At 58.3% G+C, this 21,931-nt stretch carries 11 protein-coding genes; 2 read left to right on the forward strand and 9 right to left on the reverse strand.

The features are described from left to right. The first annotated feature begins 141 nt into the window (after window positions 1-141). Window positions 142-1,344, forward strand: a complete 1,203-nt coding sequence (locus tag GFB49_RS12480; RefSeq protein WP_343032558.1) for a glycosyltransferase — start codon at window positions 142-144, stop codon at window positions 1,342-1,344. Here GFB49_RS12480 and GFB49_RS12485 read toward each other — a convergent pair. From GFB49_RS12485 to GFB49_RS12520, 8 genes are all read right to left on the reverse strand, one after another. Continuing rightward, a complete protein-coding gene (locus GFB49_RS12485) occupies window positions 1,341-2,186 on the reverse strand; it encodes a glycosyltransferase family 2 protein (RefSeq protein ID WP_343032559.1) in 846 nt (281 codons plus the stop codon). The two genes, GFB49_RS12480 and GFB49_RS12485, sit on opposite strands and share 4 nt — an antisense overlap. Beyond that, on the reverse strand, window positions 2,183-4,687 hold the full coding sequence (locus GFB49_RS12490; protein ID WP_153216214.1) for a hypothetical protein: 2,505 nt from the start codon (window positions 4,685-4,687) through the stop codon (window positions 2,183-2,185). The genes GFB49_RS12485 and GFB49_RS12490 overlap by 4 nt, the downstream gene beginning before the upstream one ends. 5 nt (window positions 4,688-4,692) lie before the next feature. Continuing rightward, window positions 4,693-5,595 carry a hypothetical protein gene (locus GFB49_RS12495; RefSeq protein WP_153216215.1) on the reverse strand — a complete coding sequence of 301 codons (903 nt, stop codon included), beginning with the start codon at window positions 5,593-5,595 and terminating at the stop codon, window positions 4,693-4,695. Then, the gene (locus tag GFB49_RS12500; RefSeq protein WP_343032560.1) at window positions 5,592-6,299 is read right to left on the reverse strand and encodes a 4'-phosphopantetheinyl transferase family protein; all 708 of its coding nucleotides are present in this window, start codon (window positions 6,297-6,299) and stop codon (window positions 5,592-5,594) included. The genes GFB49_RS12495 and GFB49_RS12500 overlap by 4 nt, the downstream gene beginning before the upstream one ends. Before the next feature lie 11 nt (window positions 6,300-6,310). Then, window positions 6,311-10,873, reverse strand: coding sequence for a MupA/Atu3671 family FMN-dependent luciferase-like monooxygenase (locus GFB49_RS12505; RefSeq protein ID WP_153216217.1), 4,563 nt, complete (start codon window positions 10,871-10,873; stop codon window positions 6,311-6,313). Beyond that, entirely contained in the window at window positions 10,870-11,901 is a 1,032-nt protein-coding gene (locus GFB49_RS12510; protein WP_153216218.1) for a glycosyltransferase family 2 protein, read from the reverse strand. Before GFB49_RS12510 ends, GFB49_RS12505 begins: the two co-directional genes overlap by 4 nt. Next, window positions 11,898-18,335, reverse strand: coding sequence for a type I polyketide synthase (locus GFB49_RS12515; protein WP_153216219.1), 6,438 nt, complete (start codon window positions 18,333-18,335; stop codon window positions 11,898-11,900). The genes GFB49_RS12510 and GFB49_RS12515 overlap by 4 nt, the downstream gene beginning before the upstream one ends. Before the next feature lie 237 nt (window positions 18,336-18,572). Continuing rightward, window positions 18,573-19,745 (reverse strand): hypothetical protein, encoded by a 1,173-nt coding sequence (locus GFB49_RS12520; RefSeq protein WP_343032561.1) that lies wholly within the window; start codon window positions 19,743-19,745, stop codon window positions 18,573-18,575. A 473-nt stretch (window positions 19,746-20,218) separates the two neighbouring features. Here GFB49_RS12520 and GFB49_RS12525 point away from each other — a divergent pair, with 473 nt between their 5' ends. Next, complete coding sequence (locus tag GFB49_RS12525; RefSeq protein WP_425505220.1) at window positions 20,219-21,001, forward strand: WecB/TagA/CpsF family glycosyltransferase; 783 nt, start codon at window positions 20,219-20,221, stop codon at window positions 20,999-21,001. Here GFB49_RS12525 and GFB49_RS12530 read toward each other — a convergent pair. Further along, window positions 20,971-21,927 (reverse strand): glycosyltransferase family 2 protein, encoded by a 957-nt coding sequence (locus GFB49_RS12530; protein WP_153216222.1) that lies wholly within the window; start codon window positions 21,925-21,927, stop codon window positions 20,971-20,973. The two genes, GFB49_RS12525 and GFB49_RS12530, sit on opposite strands and share 31 nt — an antisense overlap. Window positions 21,928-21,931: the final 4 nt, after the last annotated feature.

Here is a 21,931-nt window from a genome sequence, read left to right on the forward strand (position 1 = left end):
GGTGCTTTGGTTTGCGCAACAATTCAATCCTCTCTAAAGGGAAATCATTTATAAATCAGGCTAGGGCGATGCATTGTTTTGCGCCTTTGTGTTTCGCGGGGTAGCCTGCGGTCAAACCCATTTCGACCAAGGGCGTTTATTGTGAAAATTGCGTATGTTTTGAACACTTATCCGCAACCGTCGCATTCATTTATCCGGCGTGAACTGCGGGCTTTGGAACGCCAGGGGTTTGACGTCCTTCGGTTGGCCATGCGTGCCAGTGATGCGGAATTGGTGGACGCGGGTGATCAGGACGAAGCGACCAAGACCGAATATGTTCTGGCCGCAGGAGGCTTGTCCCTGTTGACGGCTTTATTGCTGGAAATCCGGAACCCGGCGCGGTTTTGGTCTGCTTGGACCACTGCGGTTGCCTTGGGGCGTCGGTCTTCGGTCGGGATCCTCCGGCATCTGATTTATCTGGCTGAGGCCGCCTGGGTGAAACGTCGCTGTGCGCAGACCGGGACCCGCCATATGCATGCACATTTTGGGACAAACTCTACCGCCGTTGCTCTGTTGGCTCAGGCACTTGGTGGGCCAAGCTACAGTTTCACCGCGCATGGCCCCGAAGAATTTGACGCCCCAGACGCGCTGTCATTGGGAGAGAAGGTGAACGCCTCTGGCTTTGCTGTTGCCATCAGCAGTTTTGGCCGCAGTCAGCTGAGCCGATGGGCGGCGTTTGAGGCCTGGGAAAAGATCAAAGTGGTCCATTGCGGGATCGAGGTGGAGAAATTCGCAGATCCCGCGCCAATGCCCGGTGGTGACCTGCGATTGGTGGCAATTGGTCGCTTTGTCGAGCAGAAGGGACAAATGATCTTGCTGCATGCGATGGCTGAGGTGGTGAAGACCCAACCCAAGACACAGCTGTTTCTGGTAGGCGATGGGGCAATGCGCGAAGATCTGGAGGCGGCGATTGCGGCCCTGGAACTGCAGAACAACGTTACTTTGACTGGATGGCTGGATGAGGCGGGCGTGCGGGCACAACTGGCCCAGGCCCATGCGCTGGTGATGCCGTCCTTTGCCGAAGGTCTGCCAATGGTGGTGATGGAAGCAATGGCAGCGATGCGTCCGGTGATTGCCACCTATATTGCTGGAACCCCTGAACTGGTCTTGGAAGGGGAGACCGGCTGGTTGGTGCCTGCCGGGGACGCGGGGCGCTTGGCGGATGCTATTTGCAAACTGGACCAGTCTCCTATGTCCAAGCGCGTGGAAATGGGGCAGGCGGCGCGCGACCGTGTACTCGCGCGCCACAACAGCGACACAGAAGCTGCGAAACTTGCTGGATACATCCGCGACGTTGCGGGTTAACGGCCGCGGGTCCAACGGTTTTGGCTGCGAAACAAGGGAGTTTTCACCGCCACACTCACCGCAGCATAGGCAAGAAACCCCACAGGGTCGCCGAGGAACAGCCGGATCACGTCGGATGGGCTGGGGGACAGCTTGTCATCATTGTCCAAAAGCGCCGGGTAAAGGCGTTCGATCTCTTCCACGCCTTGGTTTTGCCGACGTCGAACCCGGACCAGATTGCGAAACCCCTGAACCAGCGGCCAACGGTATCCTGCCGCGGCGATGTGGCGTTCATTGGGGGCAAACATCAACCGCGCATAAGTGTCATCCGCGATGATTTGAGGCCAGCTCTGCCATCGGTTCCGGCCTGCACTGTTCATCGCAAACAGCCCAAAACCCGGTACGCCTTGGGTCACAAAAGGCAAACGCTCCCAAAGGCGACCATAGGCCCGGCTAAATGCAGACTGCCCGCCCAAGACACTGGGCCGACCAGAGGCATAGCCCGGCGCATCGCCGTTCAAAAGCGCGTAAAGCTCTGACAACAAAGATGTCTCGATGCGCACATCCGCATCGAGGTAGACCAGAACACCGCCCTGTGCTGCGGCATCGCCCTGGTTCAAGGCGTTCAGCTTTCCCCCTTGTGCAATGTCAATCACGCGCAGTTGCCAGGGGGCAGGCACCGGGTGGTCGCGCGCGATGGCCGCGGTGTCGTCCTTGCAGCCATTCGCCAGAACAAGCACTTCTGCTGTAACAGGCTCTGGCAAGGGGTCAGATGCAAACACCGCAGCAAGGCATTCCGCGATCTCATCCGCTTCGTTGTGGGCGGGGATCAAAACGCTAAGGCCGATTTTGGGCGTTGTCACTTTGCCCCCTCCAGAACGGCCCAACGGGGGTTTTCGTCGCTCAACGTCCTGAGCGCGCCCCAGCTGCCCCAGGGGCCTGGCGCATAGACGTCGGCATAGGCATTGAACAAAGTTCCCCCAAGCGCGGCCCATCCGTCCAACAATTCTTGATACAAATGCCCCATATCGTCTGAGTAATTGTAATGCGTGAAGAACGCCGTCAAAGTGTCGTCTTCGACATGGGGGCCGACCCCAACCACATGGCTGCCGCCTTCATACATGATCAAGTCCATGCCATAGCTTTTGGCGACCTTGGCGTGATAGGGCAGGATGCGCGTCAACAGATCCGCCAAAGTGTCGGCTTCCTGACCGGAGATCAGACCGTCACGCAATTCGGCAGTGGCCTGGGCTGTGGCAATGTCGAATTGATGCGCCCGAACAAATGCTCGCAGATCTGCGCCGATCAGACCTTTTTGGCGACCGGCTTCATGGGCACGGGCGCGGCTGTCGGCGATCCACGCGCGCACCACATCCACATAGTCATCCCGGCCTAAAACCCCGCCAAAATAGCCGGTGACTGCATAGGCATCAAAGTAATCCGCAGGCCGTCCGTTTTGCGGCGCTTCGCTGCGCCACAAGGGGGCCTCTAACATCTGTTCTTCAAGCCCCAGCCAGCCAGTATGCGCCGCGATGACCCGGACCAGCCGGTCCGGGGCGTCCGCAAAAACCCGGCTCCAGATCTGGGACATCTCAGCGGACCGCACACCGTAATACTGCATCCACAAGTTTTCACCGCCCCAACGACGGCGGGCCTGTGTTTCGGCCCATTGGGCCTGTTCAAATTGCCAGTTCCAAACCTCGTTCGAATACTCGACATAAAGCTTCAGATCCTCGTCCAACATCTGATGCGACAGGCGGGCAAAGTTACGCATGTAGCTGTCGTCGCTTTGATGCGGCATGGAGAACCAGGGCGATGCCCCCAGTTCATTCACAAGGCTCAGCATCACCTCGGCTGGTACACCCTTGAGCGCCCAGGAATAATCCGTTGGAAGCGGGCGATCTTCCCAGCCGATTTGGGTCGATCCGTTGGTCTCCATCCAGTCCATGAACCGCAGCACTTCAAACCCGTCCAGCACATCCAGCCAACGTGGGTTGAACAGACGCCCGGCGGCAAAGGCGTCCAGATGTTCTTGTTTCACAACCGAAATGTTGCGCACATAGTCCCCGGTTTTCTTGCGGTCACTGCGTTGAATACGGACCTCGACAATGCCGTCGCCGGGGGTGAAATCGAACCAGATCTCATTGTCTCCATATCGGACGTTGCTGGCACGTCCCGCGACCTCGACAATGCCATCCCCTTCAAAGCGGAGACGATAGCGCCCCGCGAGGGATCGGGCCTCTTCTGGTAGATCGGCAAAGAGCACTGTCCCGATTGAGCCAAGCTGCGCTGGCACCGCTTTTGGCCAGCCGTTGTCATCCAGATATCCTGCCTCTTCCAGCTCTTGGGCCGTTGTGCCACCCCAACGTCCGGGCTGGTGGCCAATCCAGGCACGGGCGGTTTTGAAATGGTCCAAAAACGGTGCCTGTGGCGACCAATCCGCAATGCCTGCAAGGTTGATTGCAATCGGGCGTTGAATTTCTTTTGCGGTACGGGGGGCTGCGGTTCTGGGGGATTGGTTCAAACGTACCACATCTGGGTCCTGCGGCAACGCGCTGGGCGCCGGTGGCAGGGCAGTCCGCTGCGCATCCTTGCGTGCGGCGCGATCCGCGATTTCCTGAAGCCGCTGCGCTTGGGCGGCAGTGGCCGCTTGATAAGGGGTGCCCCATTCATCGGTCAGTTTGCGCGGGAGACCTTGCGCGGATTGGCCGGTCAGCACCGCGTATTGAAACAGGCTGATGTAATAAAACCCGATGTCATTGGGATGGATATCATCCTCGAACACGTCGCGCAGGCTGGTCAGCCCGGGCACCGTACCGGCCAAGATCGCATCCTCCAGCCGGGCCAGTGCCTGGCCCGCTTCGAGCAGTTCAATATCCCCTCCGGTGGTCGCGTTCACGTCATCAACCACAGCTTGCCAGGCCGACAGATCCTGTTCCAGACGCTCGCGCCAAGGAACGCTCATCCCATCATCAAAAGGCACGGCAACACCCGTTCCGCTGTCGAGACTGTGCCATGTTTCTTGCAAAAAGAACCGCACGTCCGGATTTTGGCTGCGCGCCAGTTCGTAAAACTGGGTCACGGATTCGCGGGTGTTGCTCCATTTCAGGTGGTTGGCCAGCGGGATTGCTTCGGTCACAATGACCGCATCAACGCCTTCGGCCAAACGCGTGCGGGCGTTGATACCCTCCGCCTCGGCCGCGTGTTGCCAATTATAGCTCAACGGTGCGCCGTTGATGATCTGTGCTTCGACCGCTGTGGGCTGTGTTGCATCAAACAGCTGGTCCAACATCCGCGGGTTGTCATGGCTGAACAGCGAATGCCCCACAAACACGAGCGAAGTTATAAGTTCAGAAGGAGTCATGGGAGTTATTCGGCCTGTGTAAGTCCGGTTCGATCAAAGGTGGTGACCGTGGCCCAGACGATTTTCTGCACGGCTTCGGCGGTTGCTTGGTCAAAGGCTTGCGCAGCCGTGCCGTCAGGCAGGGTCAGCTGGTGCGCCAGACCTTCTGGGCTTTTATGATAAAGCACCGCGTAATGGGTCAAAGCCACCACATAAGCGCCCAGGTCGTTCAAATGGATGGTATCCGTGAACAGTTCGCTGCGTGCTGTAAGACCAGGAATGCCACCGGTTTCGGCCGCGCGTACCACGGCTGCCATGACCTGGCCAGCGGGGATCAGATACACCGGATGGTCTGCATTTCGGCGACTGTCCGGGCCCAGCAGTTTTTTGAGCCACAAGGGGTCAAGATCGCCATCAATCCGTTCCAACCACCCGTCGGCGTCGTCCAGATTGTGCCAGGTCTCATATAGGTAGATCCGAGGTGGCTTTGGCGCGTTTCGGGCCAGATCTGCCCAGCGGCGCATGTATTTGGCCGAGCCAAAATATTTGATCGCATCCCGCAGCTCGACCATCTCGGTCAGGACCACCGCGTCATAATCACCTGATCCCACCGCCTCGCGCGCTTCGCGATAGGCAGGCGGGTTGTTTGAAATCTCGAAATCGCGGATTGGCTGGTCCGGCTCCCAATGTTCCTTGAGCGAGGTGCCAGAGCCCAACTGGCTGTTCCACTGATGACCTTCGGGTGCCAGCTGCGCCAACATATGGGGCATGACCGGCCCAACCAAGGAATGCCCCAGGTGATAGACCTGCAGTGCCTGAGCAGGTGGGGCAAGCGGCGGAACAGGTGTCGCGCGACTTTGGGTGCTGACAAGAAAGGCGCCGATCGGCACCAGGGTTAACAGTCCCAACAAAGCACGTCGCTTGGTCATCGTCCCCTCATCGTGATCTGATCCGCCACCATACGTGGCAGGGTTGCGGCTGTAACAATAACACCTGCGCCAATTGCAAACCGCCCAGCGATCTCATCACCGGATTGGAACGGCAACTGGTCGCCGGTAAACCGGGCCAGAAACCGCGCAGACGGCATGTCAATCTCCAACTCCATACCGTCGAATCCATAATACCGTTGGCTGATGGAATACTGACATTTGTAAGCGGCTTCTTTGGCTGAGAAAATGAGTTTTCCCATTTGGCCTGGATCAGCTTGCGCGCGCATCCAGGACTGTTCATCTGCCGAGCAGATCGCATCCCACAGTTCGGGTTTCAGCGGCGTGTCCTCTTCGACGTCCAGTCCGATGCCGCCAAATTCACTGGCGCGTGCTACGCCTGCCATGGCGCAGCTTTGGGTATGGGTGATCGAGCCCGTTAACCCATCGGGCCAGACCGGCGCACGTTTTTCACCGATGAATACTGGCTGGGCGGGAAACCCCAAATCGATCATGGCTTGCCGCGCCATGGCACGACCGGCGGCAAATTCACGACGACGTTTGTCCACACAACGTTCGGACAGCCCCGCGGCCTCGGCAGGCAAGGGGGCGGGTTGCGGTATCAGCGGGTCGCAGGCCGCAACACAGATACCAGACCCCACACAAGACCGAAGCATCCCCAGCCGGATCTGGGTGCGATCGGACACATCCGTCACCATCACGCACGCGCTTTGCGGTTGGCCCGCATCGCCCGACGTTTGGACATACGGTCCGCGCGATCCGCTTCGACTGCGGCGGTGTCTTCTGCGGCGGGCTCAGCTGGTTTCCCGCCCGAAAGCCCTTCAATATGATCCGCAAGCCCCGAAAGCGTTGGGAAGCGGAAGATATCGGTGATCGACAGCTTGGCCGCATCCAACCCCTGACGAATTTCGCGATGGGCCTGCACCGCCAGCAAAGAATGCCCGCCAAGCGCAAAGAAATTGTCCTGAGCCCCAACCGCGCTTACACCCAAAATCCGTGACCAGATGGCCGCGATCTGAGACTGTGCCCCATCGCTTGGGGTCTCGGGCGCGCTGGTTTCCATCCGCTGTGGCTTTGGATCCGGCAACGCTTTGCGGTCAATCTTCTTGTTTGGCGTCAACGGGAAGGCATCCAGCGTTACGATATGGGCTGGTATCATGACTTCCGCCAGAGTTTGGGCCAGGGCCTGTTTGGCTGCCGCTTCATCCACCGGGGCAGAGGTTGTGACATAGCCAACCAGCCGTTCCCCTTCACCCATTTTGCGGGGCATCACAACGGCTGCTGTCACACCCGGGAATGCTGCAAGCGCCGCCTCGATCTCACCCAGTTCGATGCGCTGCCCTCGAATTTTGACCTGATGATCCGTCCGTCCCAGGAAATCAAGCCGCCCATCCGCGCGCCACCGCACCAGATCGCCCGTGCGATAGAATGTTCCGGGCCTCAGCGGCAGTTCGACAAACCGTTCTGCGGTCATCGCCTCGCGCTGCCAGTATCCTGCGGTGACGCCAGCACCGCCGATCAAAAGCTCCCCAGGAGCGCCAATGGGTTGCGGTGCATTGGCGTCATCCACCACCAGAATTTCCGTATTGGCAATCGGCGTGCCCACATCGACCACACCTGCGGGCACCGCGTCAAGGGTTTGGACGGTGGACCAGATCGTTGTCTCGGTCGGGCCATACATATTGTGGATCTCGGCCCGGGTGCCGGTGCGCAAGGCGGCCACCAGATCACCGGGCAGCGCTTCCCCGCCAACCAAGAGATGCCGCAGACGGCCGGTGGCCATGCGCGCCTCTTCGTTCATTGCAATCATCCGTGCCATGGATGGGGTGCACTGCATATGTGTGACGTTGTGACGGATGATCTGAGCGGCCAGAGAGAAGTCATCTGCTGCCAGCTCTTGCGGCGCGTTTGAGAGGCGCAGCACCTCAGCCAAGGGTTTCAACCCGTCCAAAACCACATCCGGTGCAATGCCGTAATCGATCAGGCAAGCGACCTCATCCACGCCGATCCGTTTCAATTCTTCGACCCGCTGGCACGCGTCAGAAACGGTGCCAAACAGACCGGAATCCTCAAAATAACGCTCGAAGGCAAAGTCGAGGATGGCTTCCAATTCATCCTCAGACAGGCTGCCCAGATCCATCTCAAACGGGTTTTTGACGCCTTCGGGGCGTTTGAACGCCGGGAAAGCCCAAGCGTATTGTTTGATCAGCCCGGCGGCAGAGCGCAGATAGTCTTTCATCGGTTCCCGTGCGATCTGGCGGGCCTCGTCGCGGCTGTCCGCCAGATAGGTGTGCAGCATCAAGGTGACGGTGTAGTCTGCGGGATCATGCCCGGCGGCGCGTAGGGCAGTGTGATAGATCTCGATCTTGCCAGCAACTTCGTCGATGCTTTGCCCCAGAAGATGGGTCAGAACATTGGCCCCGATCGCGCCCGCCTCACGCCATGTCTCGGGATTGCCGGCGGTGGTGACCCACACTGGCAACTCCTTGGACACGGGGCGTGGCTGGGACAAAACGCTGTGTTCGCCGCCGTCTTTGCGAGGGAAGGAAACCTCTTCACCGCGCCACAGTTTGCGAACGGTCTCGATACTGTCAAACAATGCTGGTTTGTTTGCGGGTGGCGTGTTTTCGGGGCGAAGGATAAAATCATCCGGTTGCCAGCCCGAGGCAAAGCCAATGCCTGCCCGGCCGTTGGTCAGATTGTCGATCACCGCCCATTCCTCGGCGATGCGCGCCGGGTGGTGCAGGGGGGCCACGCAAGAGCCCGCGCGCACGCCCAGGTTCTGGGTCACAGCAGCCACAGCCGCGCCGGTAACCGACGGGTTGGGGTAGGGGCCGCCAAAGGCATGGAAATGGCGTTCCGGCGTCCAGACCGCGTTGAACCCGTGTTGATCGGCGAATTTCGCGCCTTCCAGCAGCAATTCATATTTCTTCGGACCCGCACCATCGTCGTTGCCCCAGTAAAACAAGTTGAACGCCATCTTCCGGTCGCTCATGGCGATGGGGCCATTTGACAGTTCCAGGCGACTTTCATCACTGGACAGCACCAGTTTGAACCCGCGCGACAGGGTCCAGAACAGCTCAAGAACCGAAATGTCGAAGGAGAGTGACGTGACCGCCAACCAGCTGTCGCCAGGCTTATGGGGAATGCGTTGATCCATGCCGGTGAAGAAATTGGACACGTTGGCGTGTTTAACCATCACGCCTTTGGGCAAACCTGTCGAGCCGGAGGTATAGATCAGATAGGCCAGATCGTCGCCGGTGGCGCCTCCATTAACTGGGGCGGTCTGGCTCTGGTCAGCCGTCGCGTCGATGTCCAAAACCGCCGCATCCGAGGCCGGAAGACCAGCTGCCAAAGCTGTTTGTGTCACGATCACAGCGGCTTGGCTGTCTTTGACGTAATGCGCAATCCGATCCGCGGGATAGGCCGGATCCAGCGGCACATAAGCGCCCCCGGCTTTCAGAACCGCAAAGGCGGCAACAACCAGATCCATGGACCTGCGAATGTAAATCCCGACATGCGCACCGGGTTTGACGCCCATATCCTGCAGACGCGCGGCGACGGCATTGGCGCGCGCATCTAATTGGGCATAGGTCAGCGTTGCGTCTTCAACAACCAGTGCCGTTGCATCTGGGGTTTTGGCCACCTGCGCTTCCAAAGCGGCATGAATGGTCAGGTCTGACGGGAAGTCACAGGTCGTGTTGTTCCACGTTTCCAACAGCGTTTTACGCTCGGCATCCGGCAGGATTGGCAGCGATTTTACAGGGTCCAGACCAGCGGTGCCCATAGCCTCCAGCACAAGCTGCAACCGGGCCGCCAGCAATTCCACCCCGTCGTCTGGCAGCAGCGTCTTGTCCGCATAAAGGGTGGCGGTTTCGTTGACCACGGCTAGGGTCAACACACTGCCCTCCGCTGCGCCGTCGCGGCCCAGAGACAGGGTTACGGCTGGTCGCCCCTGATCTGCAAGCTCTGGCGCACGGGCGATGAGGTCACAGGCAAAACCACCTAGTTTTTGAGTTCTGGTGATATCCACCTCAAGGCGGGCAACCGCATCGGATATGGGTTCGTCCCGCGTGATCGCGATCGGGCCCCAATCGGTTGTCCAGTTGGGCAACCCTTCCATACCATCAAGTTGGAGCGCGATATCGCCGTGGTCTTCACCGGCACTCAGCAGGGCCCAGGCGGCGGTTGCAGCTGCAATCTGTGCGTGGCTCAGACCGGTCGGCAACGAGATGCCGTGGCTGTGCCAACCGGTGGCATCGGTTGCCTGCGACAATGGAACGGGCAACGGGAGCATCTGGCCCAAAGCTTTGCGCCAATGGCTCTCTCCGCTTTGGGCTTTGGCTGTTGCGGCTTCGACCCTGGCCACAAGATCGGCGTCCGGGCCCTCTATCTGCGCGCCAACCGCGATGATCTTGGCGGGTGAAATGGCAGTCCCAGAAGTGGTTGCAATCCCTGTCAGCCGCACAGCACCTTCGCCGCAGGCGATGGTGAGGGCGTCGTCCGACACTTCCTGCACAGTTCCGGCCTGTGCTTTTTGCGGAACGACCTCGGCAGCGCCGACGAGATAGACGGTGTCTGCGATCATGATCTTGGGGGTGCAGATCGGGTTCCAATAGCCACCAAAATCCAATGCGCGCACCAACCGGGCGAGATCGACCGCAGGGCGCGCAAAATCCATCAGACCCGCAGCTGCCGGGCGGTCCGCCTTGCCAAAATAACGTCGGGTGCTCAGATCCTGAGGTCGGCGCTTTAGGTCACCTGTTTCAAGTTGCTCCACAACTTCGGGGAAACTGTCCATTGCAGCGGCATAGCATTTGGAGTTCAGCGTGAATGCGGTCTCCCCATCTGTGATGTCAAACAGGCGCTGGGCTAGGATGTCACCCTCATCTACGCCGCCCTCGATCACATGCCAGGTGATACCGTGCTGCGTTTCACCGCTGATCAACGCCCAGTTCGGCGTGTTCAAACCGGCATACTGCGGCAATGGACCGTCGTGAAAATTCACGGCCCCTTTGGCTGCTTTTGCCAGGGTAGAATCCGGGATCATTCGCAGGTTGGCAATCGACAACAGCCAGTCAAACCCGTCCGGAACCTCGGTCAAGGCACATGTGGCAATGCCATTTGTCTTGGCCCAGTCAACAATATCCGCCTGTTCCGACACTACGGCTCGTATGGTATGGCCGCGTGCAACCATCATGTCGGCGCAACCAATCAAAAGGGATTCATTACCAATTAGAACGGCGGAAAACGGTGTCATTTCGGCTCCTTCGGCTCGGACGATAGGGGGCGCGTTTCAATCAAATCAACAGGTTGTGTCAACTGGCTCCGCATATGGGACCAGAGGTCACGTGTAAATCCGTCAGGATCCATTTGCGGTTTGGTCTGGATCAAACGGCGCAGCCCATAAAGAGCTTTGCCCGCCAACAAGGCCAACGTTGCCGCGATCGCATAGGGGCGGCCATGTACCTTGGAAAAGTAATACCAGCGGGAATCAAACCAATAAGACGGCGTGCGGTTCCACTTCTTCATACCCGTTGAAGCCGAGCCCACATGCGCAATGGTGCTGTCTGGCACATAATAAGTGGGCCATCCTGCACGGGCGGCGCGGTGGCACAGTTCGGTTTCCTCAAAATAAAGGAAGAAACTTTCATCAAAGGGGCCGACGTCGCGGATGACATCTGACCGGATCATCAGGCTGGCCCCGGCTGTCCAATCAACCGGAGCGGCTGAGGTTGGCAGATCCATAGGCACACGGGCTTTTGCAAATAAGCGCGAAATTATCCCGGTATGGGCGGCACCTTCGAATTCCCCCGCAATGGACGGAAAGCGAAACGCGGTGCAATGGGGGGTGTCATCGGTTCCATGAACGTAGGACCCCGCCAGCCCGGCGCTAGGGTTCTCCAACAGAAAGTCGCGCAAGCGGGCAATTGTATCTTCATTGGCAAAAGCGTCCGAGTTCAGCAGATAGTAAAACGCCGGGCGCGCGCCATTTGAAAGCCCTGACGCCATCCCGACATTCATACCAGCGCCAAAGCCACCATTGACGGGGGACTGGATGATCCGAACCCGATCATTGTGCAGCCAGCCTGCCTGTTGGGCTGCGTTGTGGATATACTCAAAAGAGCCATCGCCAGAGGCATTGTCGACCACGACAATTTCACCAGGTAAATCCTCCATCGCGGCCATTGCGGCACGCAGGGATTTCACCGTCATCTCAGGTGTTTGGTAATTGAGCAGGATGACCAAAACGGTCTGAGGTCCAGCGTGGTTTTCTGTCTGGCTCATTCCGCCGCCTCCTTGTGCGGTGGGGCCGCGCGGCGCTGGTCCGCTTGGTCCAGAACCGATTTCACTTGTCCCGCAAGAACGGAAACATTGGGCACAAGCACCATACTGTCGTGATCGCCGGGCACTTCCACCACCTCTACATTGGCGGCCCAACGGGTCCAATCATTGTCTTCAAAGACATATTCCCGTTCTGCAGACACCCAATTGCCATTGCTGACCTGCCAATGCCGGTCCAGCGGCGGACGGAACAACGTCATCGCTCCGTGCCAAGGTTTCAGGTCATAAACTTCAATCGCTTCACGGAAGGCCAATTCGATCTTGCGGTTGTTGAATTCGGGCGTCTGGCCGGTCTCTGCCGGTTTGGCGCGGCGTTTCTCAAACTCCCATGCGATCCGGGCCTTCCCCCAATCCCACAGATAACCCGCACCTTTGGTTTTCAGCTCATGAACTTTGATCAGCGCTTTGTCCTGACGGGTTAGGGGCGGGCGCATCGGTAGTGGCGTATCCAGCAGGACAAGCGCCGCGGTTTCCTCGCCCACGGCTTGCAACTGTTGCGCCATCTCATAGGCTGTCAAACCGCCACCCGAAAAGCCGCCAAGCATGTAAGGCCCTTCTGGCTGGATCGTGCGAACCTCCGCAAGGCAGGCGCGGGCTGCATCTTCCAGCCGGGTATGGGGCTCGTCCGAGCCGATCAACCCTTTGGCCTGCAGGCCGTAAACAGGTCGGTCCTTGCCTACCATCAAGGCGAGGTGACGCAGGTTCAGCACATTGCCAAACATCCCCGCCACCAAAAAGAAAGGCCGCCGCCCGGTGCCATCGCCAGGGTGCAGCTGCACCAGATGTGTGTGGCTTGGGTGTTGGGTGTCTTTCTCTGTGTCTGTTGCCTCTTCGGTGACACTGCCTCCGGTGCGCGGAATGATTTGCTCCGCAAGGGCTGCAACGCTTGGAGCCTCAAACAGGACCGAGATTGCAAATTCCACGCCAAAGGCACGTTTGACCTGCGCAAATAGCCGCACGGCGATCAGTGAATGCCCACCAAGGTCAAAGAAGCTGTCCTCAACGCCAACCTGGGTCACGCCGAGCAGAGCAGCAAACATATCAGCCAGCTTCTCTTCGACAGGGTTGCGTGGCGCGACATAATCGGTGTCCAGCTGCGGACGTTCAAAGCTTTGCTGATCGTCCTGCGGAATGCTGCTGTAACCGGCTTCTGAGATCAGGTCAGGCAAAGGCAGGGAAGAAACCACAACATGCGGATGCCCTGTAGCCAAGGCGCGTTCCAGCGCGGGTCCACCGTCTTTGGCACGGATGCCGTGGGCGATATTGTGCTGTAACCTGCGCTCGTCACTGGACAGGGGGGCGGAGGATTGCGACACGGCCATGCCAATGGCCTCGGCGGTGAAATCCGCAGTGGCGGTCGTGTTCTGAAACCCGCCGGTCAGTCGCTTCATCTGAAACTGGGAAATTTCAACCAAAACCTGACCATCTGTGTCGCAAATTGTGATGTCAAAGCGCGCAAAGCCCTCATCTGGCGCGGGGCCGTCGGGGTGGCTCAGGCGTATATGACTGTGGATTTTCGCCGTCAGCGGGCGATGCATGCGGATCCGGTCATAGCTGACAGGCACCCACAAGGCATCAGCCCTGTAACTCTTGGCCAGTTGGATGGCCCAGCCGGTGGCCAGATCCATCAATCCGGGATGCAACAGGCATCCGTCGCTCTGGGCGCTGATCGCCAGTTCAAGGCAGGCGAAACCTTCCCCGTCGCCGGTCGCGGCCTCGGACAAGACCTGCCAACGCGGGCCGAACGCCAGGTGGCTTTCTTGGGGCGACTGCAGACGGCCCGCCACCGGTGCCATGTGCATGTCGCACCGCGCCGCCACAGTTGTGAGGTCCAAATCAGGCGCAGGCTCTGCCTCCAGCCGCAACCGCCCCTGAGCGATCAAGGCATACCCAGTCTCAAGGCGGGCAAGGATCTGCATTTCATATCCTTGCTCCTCTGCGATCATCCGCACGAGCAGTTCGCGGCTTTCGCCATCGGCCACCACAAAGGGGCGCAGGAAATAGAGGTCTTCCAGATCAAACGCACCATCAAAACCAACCCCGCGCAGGGCCTCAGCAGCGAGCTCAATGTAGCCGGTGCCCGGGATCAGCGCTGTGCCATCCTTGGTGCGGTGTTCATCCACCAACCAATGGTTGGACGAAATCTCAGTCGAAAAGAAACGCTGGCCAAACCCATCAAACCCCTGGCTGTCAAACAGCGGCAGGTCGCAGGCCTCGCGGTCGCTTGGCCCGGTGCCATCGGTGCGCGCGGAAAGGGCATCAAAGGCCATGCCCACATCGCTCCACACTCCCCAGTTCACGGCCACGACGCGCGGGCCATCCGGAGCGGTGTTTTTCTGTTTGGCCCAGGCGTTCAAATAGGCATTGGCCGCCACATAATCCACCTGACCTGCCGGGCAAGTCGCGGTTGAGGACGAAGAAAACAGTGCAATCAGGTCCAGCTCGCCATCACCAAAGACCTGTTCCAACACCCGCAGCCCAGCCACTTTGGGGGCAAAGACCTGTGCGATCTGATCTTCGCTTTTGGCTAGGATCGGTCCGTCATTGATGTACCCTGCGCCGTGTAGGATGCCGGTGATCGGGCCAAACTTGGCCTCGATCGCCTCTTTGGCGCGGATCATGTCGCCGCTATTGGCGACATCCGCACCGATTGCCATGACCTGCCCATGTCCAATGGCCTCTAGCGATTGGAGCGCCTGGATCCGGCGGGCGGTTTTATTGGCACTGGAATGGCTGGCCACATAGGCGCCCCAGCGGTCCCGTGGGGGCAGGGCACCACGCGCCACCAGGGCCACTTTGGCGTCATAGGTCCACATTAGATGCGCGGCAAGCGTCAGCCCGATGCCCCCAAAGCCACCGGTGATCAAATAGGTGCCGCCTGGGCGGAAGGCCGGTGCCTCTGCCGCGTCAAGCGGCAGCGTCCGCCAGTCCATCCCATACCGTTTGTCGCCGCGCCAAAGCGCCACTTCGTCAGCCGGGTTTGCCAGCAGTTCTTCAAGCACACGTGGCGTTATATCTTCGGCCAAACGCCCCAGTGCACGATCCACAAGACCCGGCGTGCGCGGCAGTTCGATGTCGACGCTGGCACAGGTGATGCCCGGAAACTCACGCGGGATAACGCCCATTGGCCCCTGGATCATCGCTTTTTCAGGATAGGGCAGCGCTTCATCCCGGTATTGGGCCGCGCCTGTGGTCAGGGCCGTGATATGGACACCGTCCAATTCAGCGGCACCCAGGGTCTGCGCCAACGCGGTCAGCGCATAAAACCCCATCTCTAGATTTCGGTCAAAGAAGGAAGAGCCCGGGCGGAACGTCTCTGCTGCCGTAACCAGCCAGAAATGTGCGATCCGTTCCGGGGCCAGCCCATCTTCCACAAGGTCCGCCAGCACAGCTTCATACCCAAACCGACCTTCTTCGGGCGCAAGGACAAACTGGTCCTGTGCCAGTCGCGCATAGGTATCGCCAGGTTTGACCGTTGCCACAAAATGGCCCGCAGCGCGCAGGGCGGCAATAGCTGGTGCGGCCACGCCTGCGTCATCCTCAAAGATCAGCCAATTTGTTTTGGCGTCGCGCAGCTCTGTTTCAATGTCCCAGGCGCAATCCGCCAGACGGGGACGCCAGACAGGTCGATAGCCCCAATCGCGAATATCATCCTGCCGGGTTGGGTGCGGCAGCTCTTGGACCTGACTGGTCTGTCCTGGCTCAATAAAATAGCGGCTGCGCTGAAAGGCATAGGTGGGCAAGGGTAGGCGGTGGCGTTTTGCGTCCCCCCAGATCTGCGGCCAATCGGCGTCCACGCCGCAGGCCCACAAACGGCCAATCACGCCAAAGAAATAGGCGTCGTCCATGACCTCTTGGTCCGGGTGGCGCAGTGAGCTGAGCACTTGCCCCGCTTGGATTGTGGGCGACATCTGCGCCAGCGAGCTGAGCGCTTTGCCAGGGCCAACTTCCAGGAACACGCGACCTTGCTGGCTTGCAAGCGTTTCGATGCAATCGGCAAAGCGAACCGTATTGCGCAGCTGCGCCACCCAGTAATCTGGATCGGTGGCCTGTTCTGCGGTCAGGGCGACGCCTGTGCGGTTAGACATGATCGGCAGGGACGGCGCGCTGAGGTCCAGCTTGCGCAAAAACGCGCCGTATTCACTTAAGATGCCATCCAGCATGCGGCTGTGGGCGGCGATGTCGATCTGAATGCGCTGATGGTCAATATCGCGTGCTTTCAGCGTTTCCGACAGCTGGTCCAACGCCGCTTGTGGTCCTGAGACGGCCGTCAGATTAGGGGCGTTAACACTTGCGATATCGATGTCATTGCCAATGATCGCTTCGACCTCGGTCAACGGCAGTGAGATCGAGAGCATCCCGCCCGCAGGCACGGTGTCAAACAGCCGCCCCCGCAGATGCACCAGGTCAATACAGTCTTCGAACCGCATCACCCCAGCCAGACAGGCGGCGGTGTTTTCCCCCATGGAGTGACCAACAAGGGCTGCAGGCTTGACGCCCCAGCTCATCCACAATTGGGCCAGCGCGTATTCCACAATCATGATCAGCGGAAGCTGAACCGAGGGTTGTTGCAGTTTGGCGTTTGCTTCAGCTTCGGCCCCGTCTTCTGGCAGCCAAATGGCACGGATATCGTAGTCCAGTGATTTTTGCAGATGGTCGAGACCTTGATCCATTACATCGGCAAAATCTGGCTCGGTCTCATAAAGATCGCGCGCCATACCCGCATATTGGGCGCCGCCGCCGGGAAACATAAACACAACCTCGGGCGTGTCGCCCAGATGGTCATGAGTGAACACCCGGCGCGGGTTCATTTCGGTCAGCGCCTCGGCGGCTTCGGCCGCGGTTTCGGCAACAACCACCCGGCGTTTGGAAAAGCCACGACGCCCTTCTTTGAGCGTGTAGGCCACATCTGCCAGCTCAAGCTCGGGGTTAGCGCGCAGATGGTCCGCCAGCGCAGCTGTGTTGGCGTCCAGCGCGGCTTTGGACTGGCCGGACAGACAGAGGATGTGAAACGGAAAATCGCTTTCTTCAGACGGCGTGCGCTCTGGTGCTTCTTCCAGGATGGCATGCGCATTGGTGCCGCCGACGCCCAGGGCATTCACAGCACCACGCCGCGGCCCTTTGTGAGAGATCCAGGGCTGGCGTTTTGCCGCGACCTGAAACGGCGATGTATCAAAATCAATCGCCGGGTTCGGTGCTTCATATCCCAAAGACGGCGGTATCTCTTGGTGTTTGAGGGCCAGTGCGGTTTTGGCAAGCCCGGCAATCCCTGCCGCAGTATCCAAATGGCCGATGTTGGTTTTGACCGACCCCAGGAGGCAGAAGCCGACATCCTGCGTGCTGTCGCGATAGGCTTCGGTCAGGGCAGAGACTTCGATTGGATCGCCCAAATAGGTGCCAGTACCATGGCATTCGACATAGTCCACCGTGTCAGCTGCAACATTGGCCGCAGATAGCGCCTGACGCACGGCGGCGGATTGTCCACCAACAGAAGGGGCCAGATACCCTGCCTTGTCCGCACCATCATTGTTGATGGCCGAACCTTTGATCACGGCCCAGATGTGATCGCCATCGGCAATTGCATCCTCTAACCGGCGCAAGGCCACGGCCCCGGCACCTGAGCCGAACACGGTACCTTGAGCCCGGTGGTCAAAGGCATGGCATCGCCCGTCAGGCGACAGGATTTCGTTTTCCTTGTATAGATATCCGCGCCCTTGCGGCAGCTCGATGGTGACGCCACCGGCCAATGCCATTGCGCATTCACCTTTGCGGAGTGCTTCACAAGCATAGTGCACCGCCACCAAAGAGGTCGAACAGGCCGTCTGAATGTTCACCGAGGGCCCTTTGAGGTCAAAGACATGGCTGACACGGGTGGTCAGAAAATCCTTGTCGTTGCCGGTGTGGCGCAGCAGGAACATACCCACATCATCCACCAGGCCTGGGTTTGAGCAAATGTTGAAATAGAAGTAGCTGCCCATGCCACATCCCGCGTAGACGCCAATCGGGCCATCTGAGGTTTCGGGGACGTGGCCGGCCTGTTCCATTGCTTCCCACGCAACCTCAAGAAACTTGCGGTGCTGTGGGTCCAGAATGGCCGCTTCCTTGGGCGAAAACCCAAAGAAATCGGCGTCAAACTTATCAAACCCATCCAGCTTGGCAGCGGCGCGCACGTAATTGGGATCCGACAAAAGGGCCGGGCGTTCATTAGCGGCTAGGATCTCGGCGTCATCCAGAGTTTGGATTGAACAGATGCCATTGCGCAGGTTGTCCCAATATTCTTGTGCAGAATGGGCCCCCGGCACCGACACAGAGAGACCGACGATCGCGATGTCGTGGGTGGTGGTGTGATCCGTCAAGCGGCTCTCCTTAGATGACATTGCAGTACCCTGTACCGCGTTGAACTCTTACCGTTTTTTAGTTTAGGCCTCATCCGTCCAGAAACCGACGGCCATTGACTTGATACGCAAGGTTTTGCCCCGCAAAGACGCCCATGGATCCGTACAGGACGGCAAGGAAACATGGACCAATTATGGGCATCGCTCTCTGAAACAATTCGGGTGAATTTCCGAAATGACTATAGCGACACGGAGGGCGTTTTAAAAAACAATGGCGTATCACATCACGCTCCGCTGTTCTTTTGGTGTCCGGGTGTCGCCAATCGCAAGATTCCCCTGGAACAGTTTCCGCCTCTGTTCATCCAGGTTCGGGTATTTGAGCTGTTCGGCGTATCCCAGAATCGCTCCGGCACAGAGCCATGTGAAAGGGATCAATGTCGCGTTCAGCAACATATCCAAAAGGGTCACGCTCAACACGATGACCAGAACGCCGATGTAGGGTGATACATCCTCAACATCGCGATGTCGCATCTGCTGCCACAGGTAAAACAACGGCAGCGTGAGCAGGCCGATTTCTGCAATGTAGCCAAACCATCCAAAGGTGCCAAAAACGATAATCCAGCGCCCATCTGGTATAGATATGATCTCGCCCGTTTGGATATCGCGAACCAGGTTTCGTCCCCAGCCGCCCCATCCAAACAGAGGCTTTTCCGCGGCGCGTGCCAGCATCAGCTCTTCGTTGTCCAAACGATAGCCCAGGGATTGCGCCCGCTCTGCGCTGTAGGCTTCAGCCTGCGCCATAATGGCGTCCAAAGGGATAACTTCGAAATTTCGTAACATAGGATAAACGATCGCAATGACTCCGAGGATTACGCATATCCTGAGTTGGGTTTTGATCGGCGACCATAGGAGAATTGGAATAAAACATAATACATAGATCTGCGTCGCTAGACTTTTGCATAGGAACAAAAAGCCAAACAGATAGAGCAAAGCAAACCCGTATCGGACTTGCTGCTTATCTTTGGACATTTTCATCAAAATTGCGGCGCTCAGGACGGCATAGGTTACAAACAGCGCATACCAAAGAGGATGTTCCAGAAACACCAGAGGACGATAACCACCCTGGCGAATGGTTTGGCTGAAATCATGTTGGAAAAACCCATAGACCCAGGTGTTGACCTGCGGGCTGAGGCGGATTTCGACAAAGCCTGGAATTGAATAGAATATAGCTGCAATGACCAGGGCGATAGCGATCTCACGTTGTCCTTGGGGTGATGCGAAAAACCGTCGACCAACAAAAAACGGGATCAGCACGATCAATTGGTTGACGACCACCGAGCCGAGATCGATCAGACGCAGTCCAGGAACAGCCCCATTGAAGAAAACAGTGGGAGCCGCGTTTTGTACGGTTTCAAAGATCAAAGTGTCCCGGTTGGTGAGAACCGTAGGCACCACTCCCAGCACAAACAGCAGCACCAGAGCCTTTGCGAGAATCGGTTTTGGCCAAAAGGAAATCCGTTTCTTCAGAACGAAAACGCAAAGGAGGAAAACAACAAGCGACGGAATAGAGGATTTGTCCAAATCCGGAACCAATGGGAGATCGAATTCGGCAACCGGTGGCAAAATTAAGTATCCGGCAATCAAACACCAGAGAACAGCCCGCTCCAGCGGCATTCTTTGGAACAGAATAACGCTGATAACAGGCCAAAGGATCAACATTACTGATGCAATCGCATTTGGCATTTGCGTGTTTTACAGGTTCAAAAACTCTTTTTCCGGATCCCAACTACCCCATTATGTATTGCGGGCTTACACAAATGCATAGTTGGCAAGTCGATTACTTTTTGATTTCCTGTTATGGCCTCAATGAGGCGTGTTCAGGTTTGCAACATGGCTTTTGTTGCGGCCATGATGGGGGATTGGGTTTGAAGTTTCGTTTTGGCGAACAGTTTATTCGGGTCAACGTTGAGACGCGCGAGAGTTTGAGGGAGCAAGTCCTTCAACGGCTTCACGCACGTCAGGGTTTTGCGTTGGCGACCATCAACCTGGATCATCTTGTGAAAATGTCTAGCTGTGGAAAGTTTTTAAAAGCTTACCAACAGCAAGATATGGTTGTTGCGGATGGGCGACCAATTGTGTGGCTGTCCAAGTTGGCTGGGCGTCCTGTCTCGTTGATGCCGGGCTCTGATATGGTGGACCCGTTGTGTCACTGGGCTGCTGAAGCGCGCGCTCCCGTGGCACTGGTGGGCAGCTCAACGGCGGCGCTTGAGGATGCGACAGCGGCCTTGCAGGCAAAAGTGCCGGGCTTGGATGTGGCCTGGTCCTATGCGCCAGGCAAACTGGACCCCGAAGGTGAGGAGGCGGCCTGGATCCTGCAAACCCTACAAGAAAAAGGGATCGGCCTCTGCTTCCTTGCGCTTGGTGCGCCAAAGCAAGAGCGTATGGCGGAACGTGGTCGTCAACTGGCCCCAAGTGTCGGTTTTGCCTCTGTTGGAGCCGGGCTTGATTTTCTGGGTGGCCATCAACGGCGTGCGCCAAAATGGGTGCGTGATTTGGCGCTTGAATGGCTATGGCGCGCGCTGAGCAGCCCGTTGCGGCTTGGCCCTAGGTATCTCAAGTGTCTTGCGATCCTGCCGCGCCAAATTGTGGACGCGGTACGCCTCAGGTTTCAGCAGCCTCACTTGTACTCCAAAATCTCGCGGCGCTGACCTGTCAGGCGGTTTTTATAGAATTCCAAGGCACCTTGCGCCTCTGCAAATTTTCCCAGCAGGCTGAACGCCGCTTCGGGTATTGGCATTTTGCGCGCCAGTCGCGCGAATTGCAGCAGATAGGTCGCAAATCCCAACAGTGCCGGCGGCCATATTACTGCGGCCAGAAAAATCGCGATTGGCAGACCAGCGCCCCAGATCAAAGCCCGGCGTGTTTCCTTGACCCAATGGCGTTCGGGTGTGGATCCGTGCAGGGCTGCACCTTCGGCAAAAGCGTGACCGGCACGGCGCGTGCGTTTCCACCATTGGCGAAACTTGAACATCTGGGCATCATGCAGCGTCATCTCTTCGTCAATCCGCCAGATCCGCCAGCCGCCTGCACGTAGCCTGACGCACATTTCCGGCTCTTCACCCGCAATCAAATCATCCCGGTAGCCGCCCACTTGTCGCAGAGCCGCAAGCCGCATCAGGGCATCCCCGCCGCAGGCCTTTGCTTCTCCAACAGGGGTGTCCCATTCCGCATCACAAAAACGATTGTAAAGCGAGGCCTCTGGTGCCCGTTCACGCCTTCGGCCGCACACAACGGCCACCTCCGGGTTTGCCACCAAAAATTGCCGCGCTACGGTGATCCAACCTGGCACAACCTCGCAATCCCCATCCACAAATTGGACCAGCCCATCACCTGTTAACTGCGCCAAACCAGCGTTTCGGGCCCGTGCTGCGGTGAAGGGTCGCGACATATCCAGTTCGACTACCTCAGCACCCAGGGCACGCGCTGCGTCAACTGATCCATCGGTTGAACCGCTGTCCACATAGACCAGCTGGTCGACGGCATCCTGCAACGAGCGCAGGCAGGTCAGCAACCGCTCCCCTTCGTTGCGTCCTATCACAACCGCGTCGACTTTGGGTAGTGTTTTGGAGCTCATCCTG

The organism is Tritonibacter litoralis (assembly GCF_009496005.1).
Classification (GTDB): Bacteria; Pseudomonadota; Alphaproteobacteria; order Rhodobacterales; family Rhodobacteraceae; genus Epibacterium; species Epibacterium litoralis.

What these genes read in the sequence shown, in the direction of transcription:
- GFB49_RS12490 (WP_153216214.1), bottom strand. Translation starts at nt 4,687, where the DNA reads ATGACTCCTTCTGAACTTATAACTTCGCTCGTGTTTGTGGGGCATTCG.
- GFB49_RS12495 (WP_153216215.1), bottom strand. Translation starts at nt 5,595, where the DNA reads ATGACCAAGCGACGTGCTTTGTTGGGACTGTTAACCCTGGTGCCGATC.
- GFB49_RS12505 (WP_153216217.1), bottom strand. Translation starts at nt 10,873, where the DNA reads ATGACACCGTTTTCCGCCGTTCTAATTGGTAATGAATCCCTTTTGATT.
- GFB49_RS12510 (WP_153216218.1), bottom strand. Translation starts at nt 11,901, where the DNA reads ATGAGCCAGACAGAAAACCACGCTGGACCTCAGACCGTTTTGGTCATC.
- GFB49_RS12515 (WP_153216219.1), bottom strand. Translation starts at nt 18,335, where the DNA reads ATGTCATCTAAGGAGAGCCGCTTGACGGATCACACCACCACCCACGAC.
- GFB49_RS12530 (WP_153216222.1), bottom strand. Translation starts at nt 21,927, where the DNA reads ATGAGCTCCAAAACACTACCCAAAGTCGACGCGGTTGTGATAGGACGC.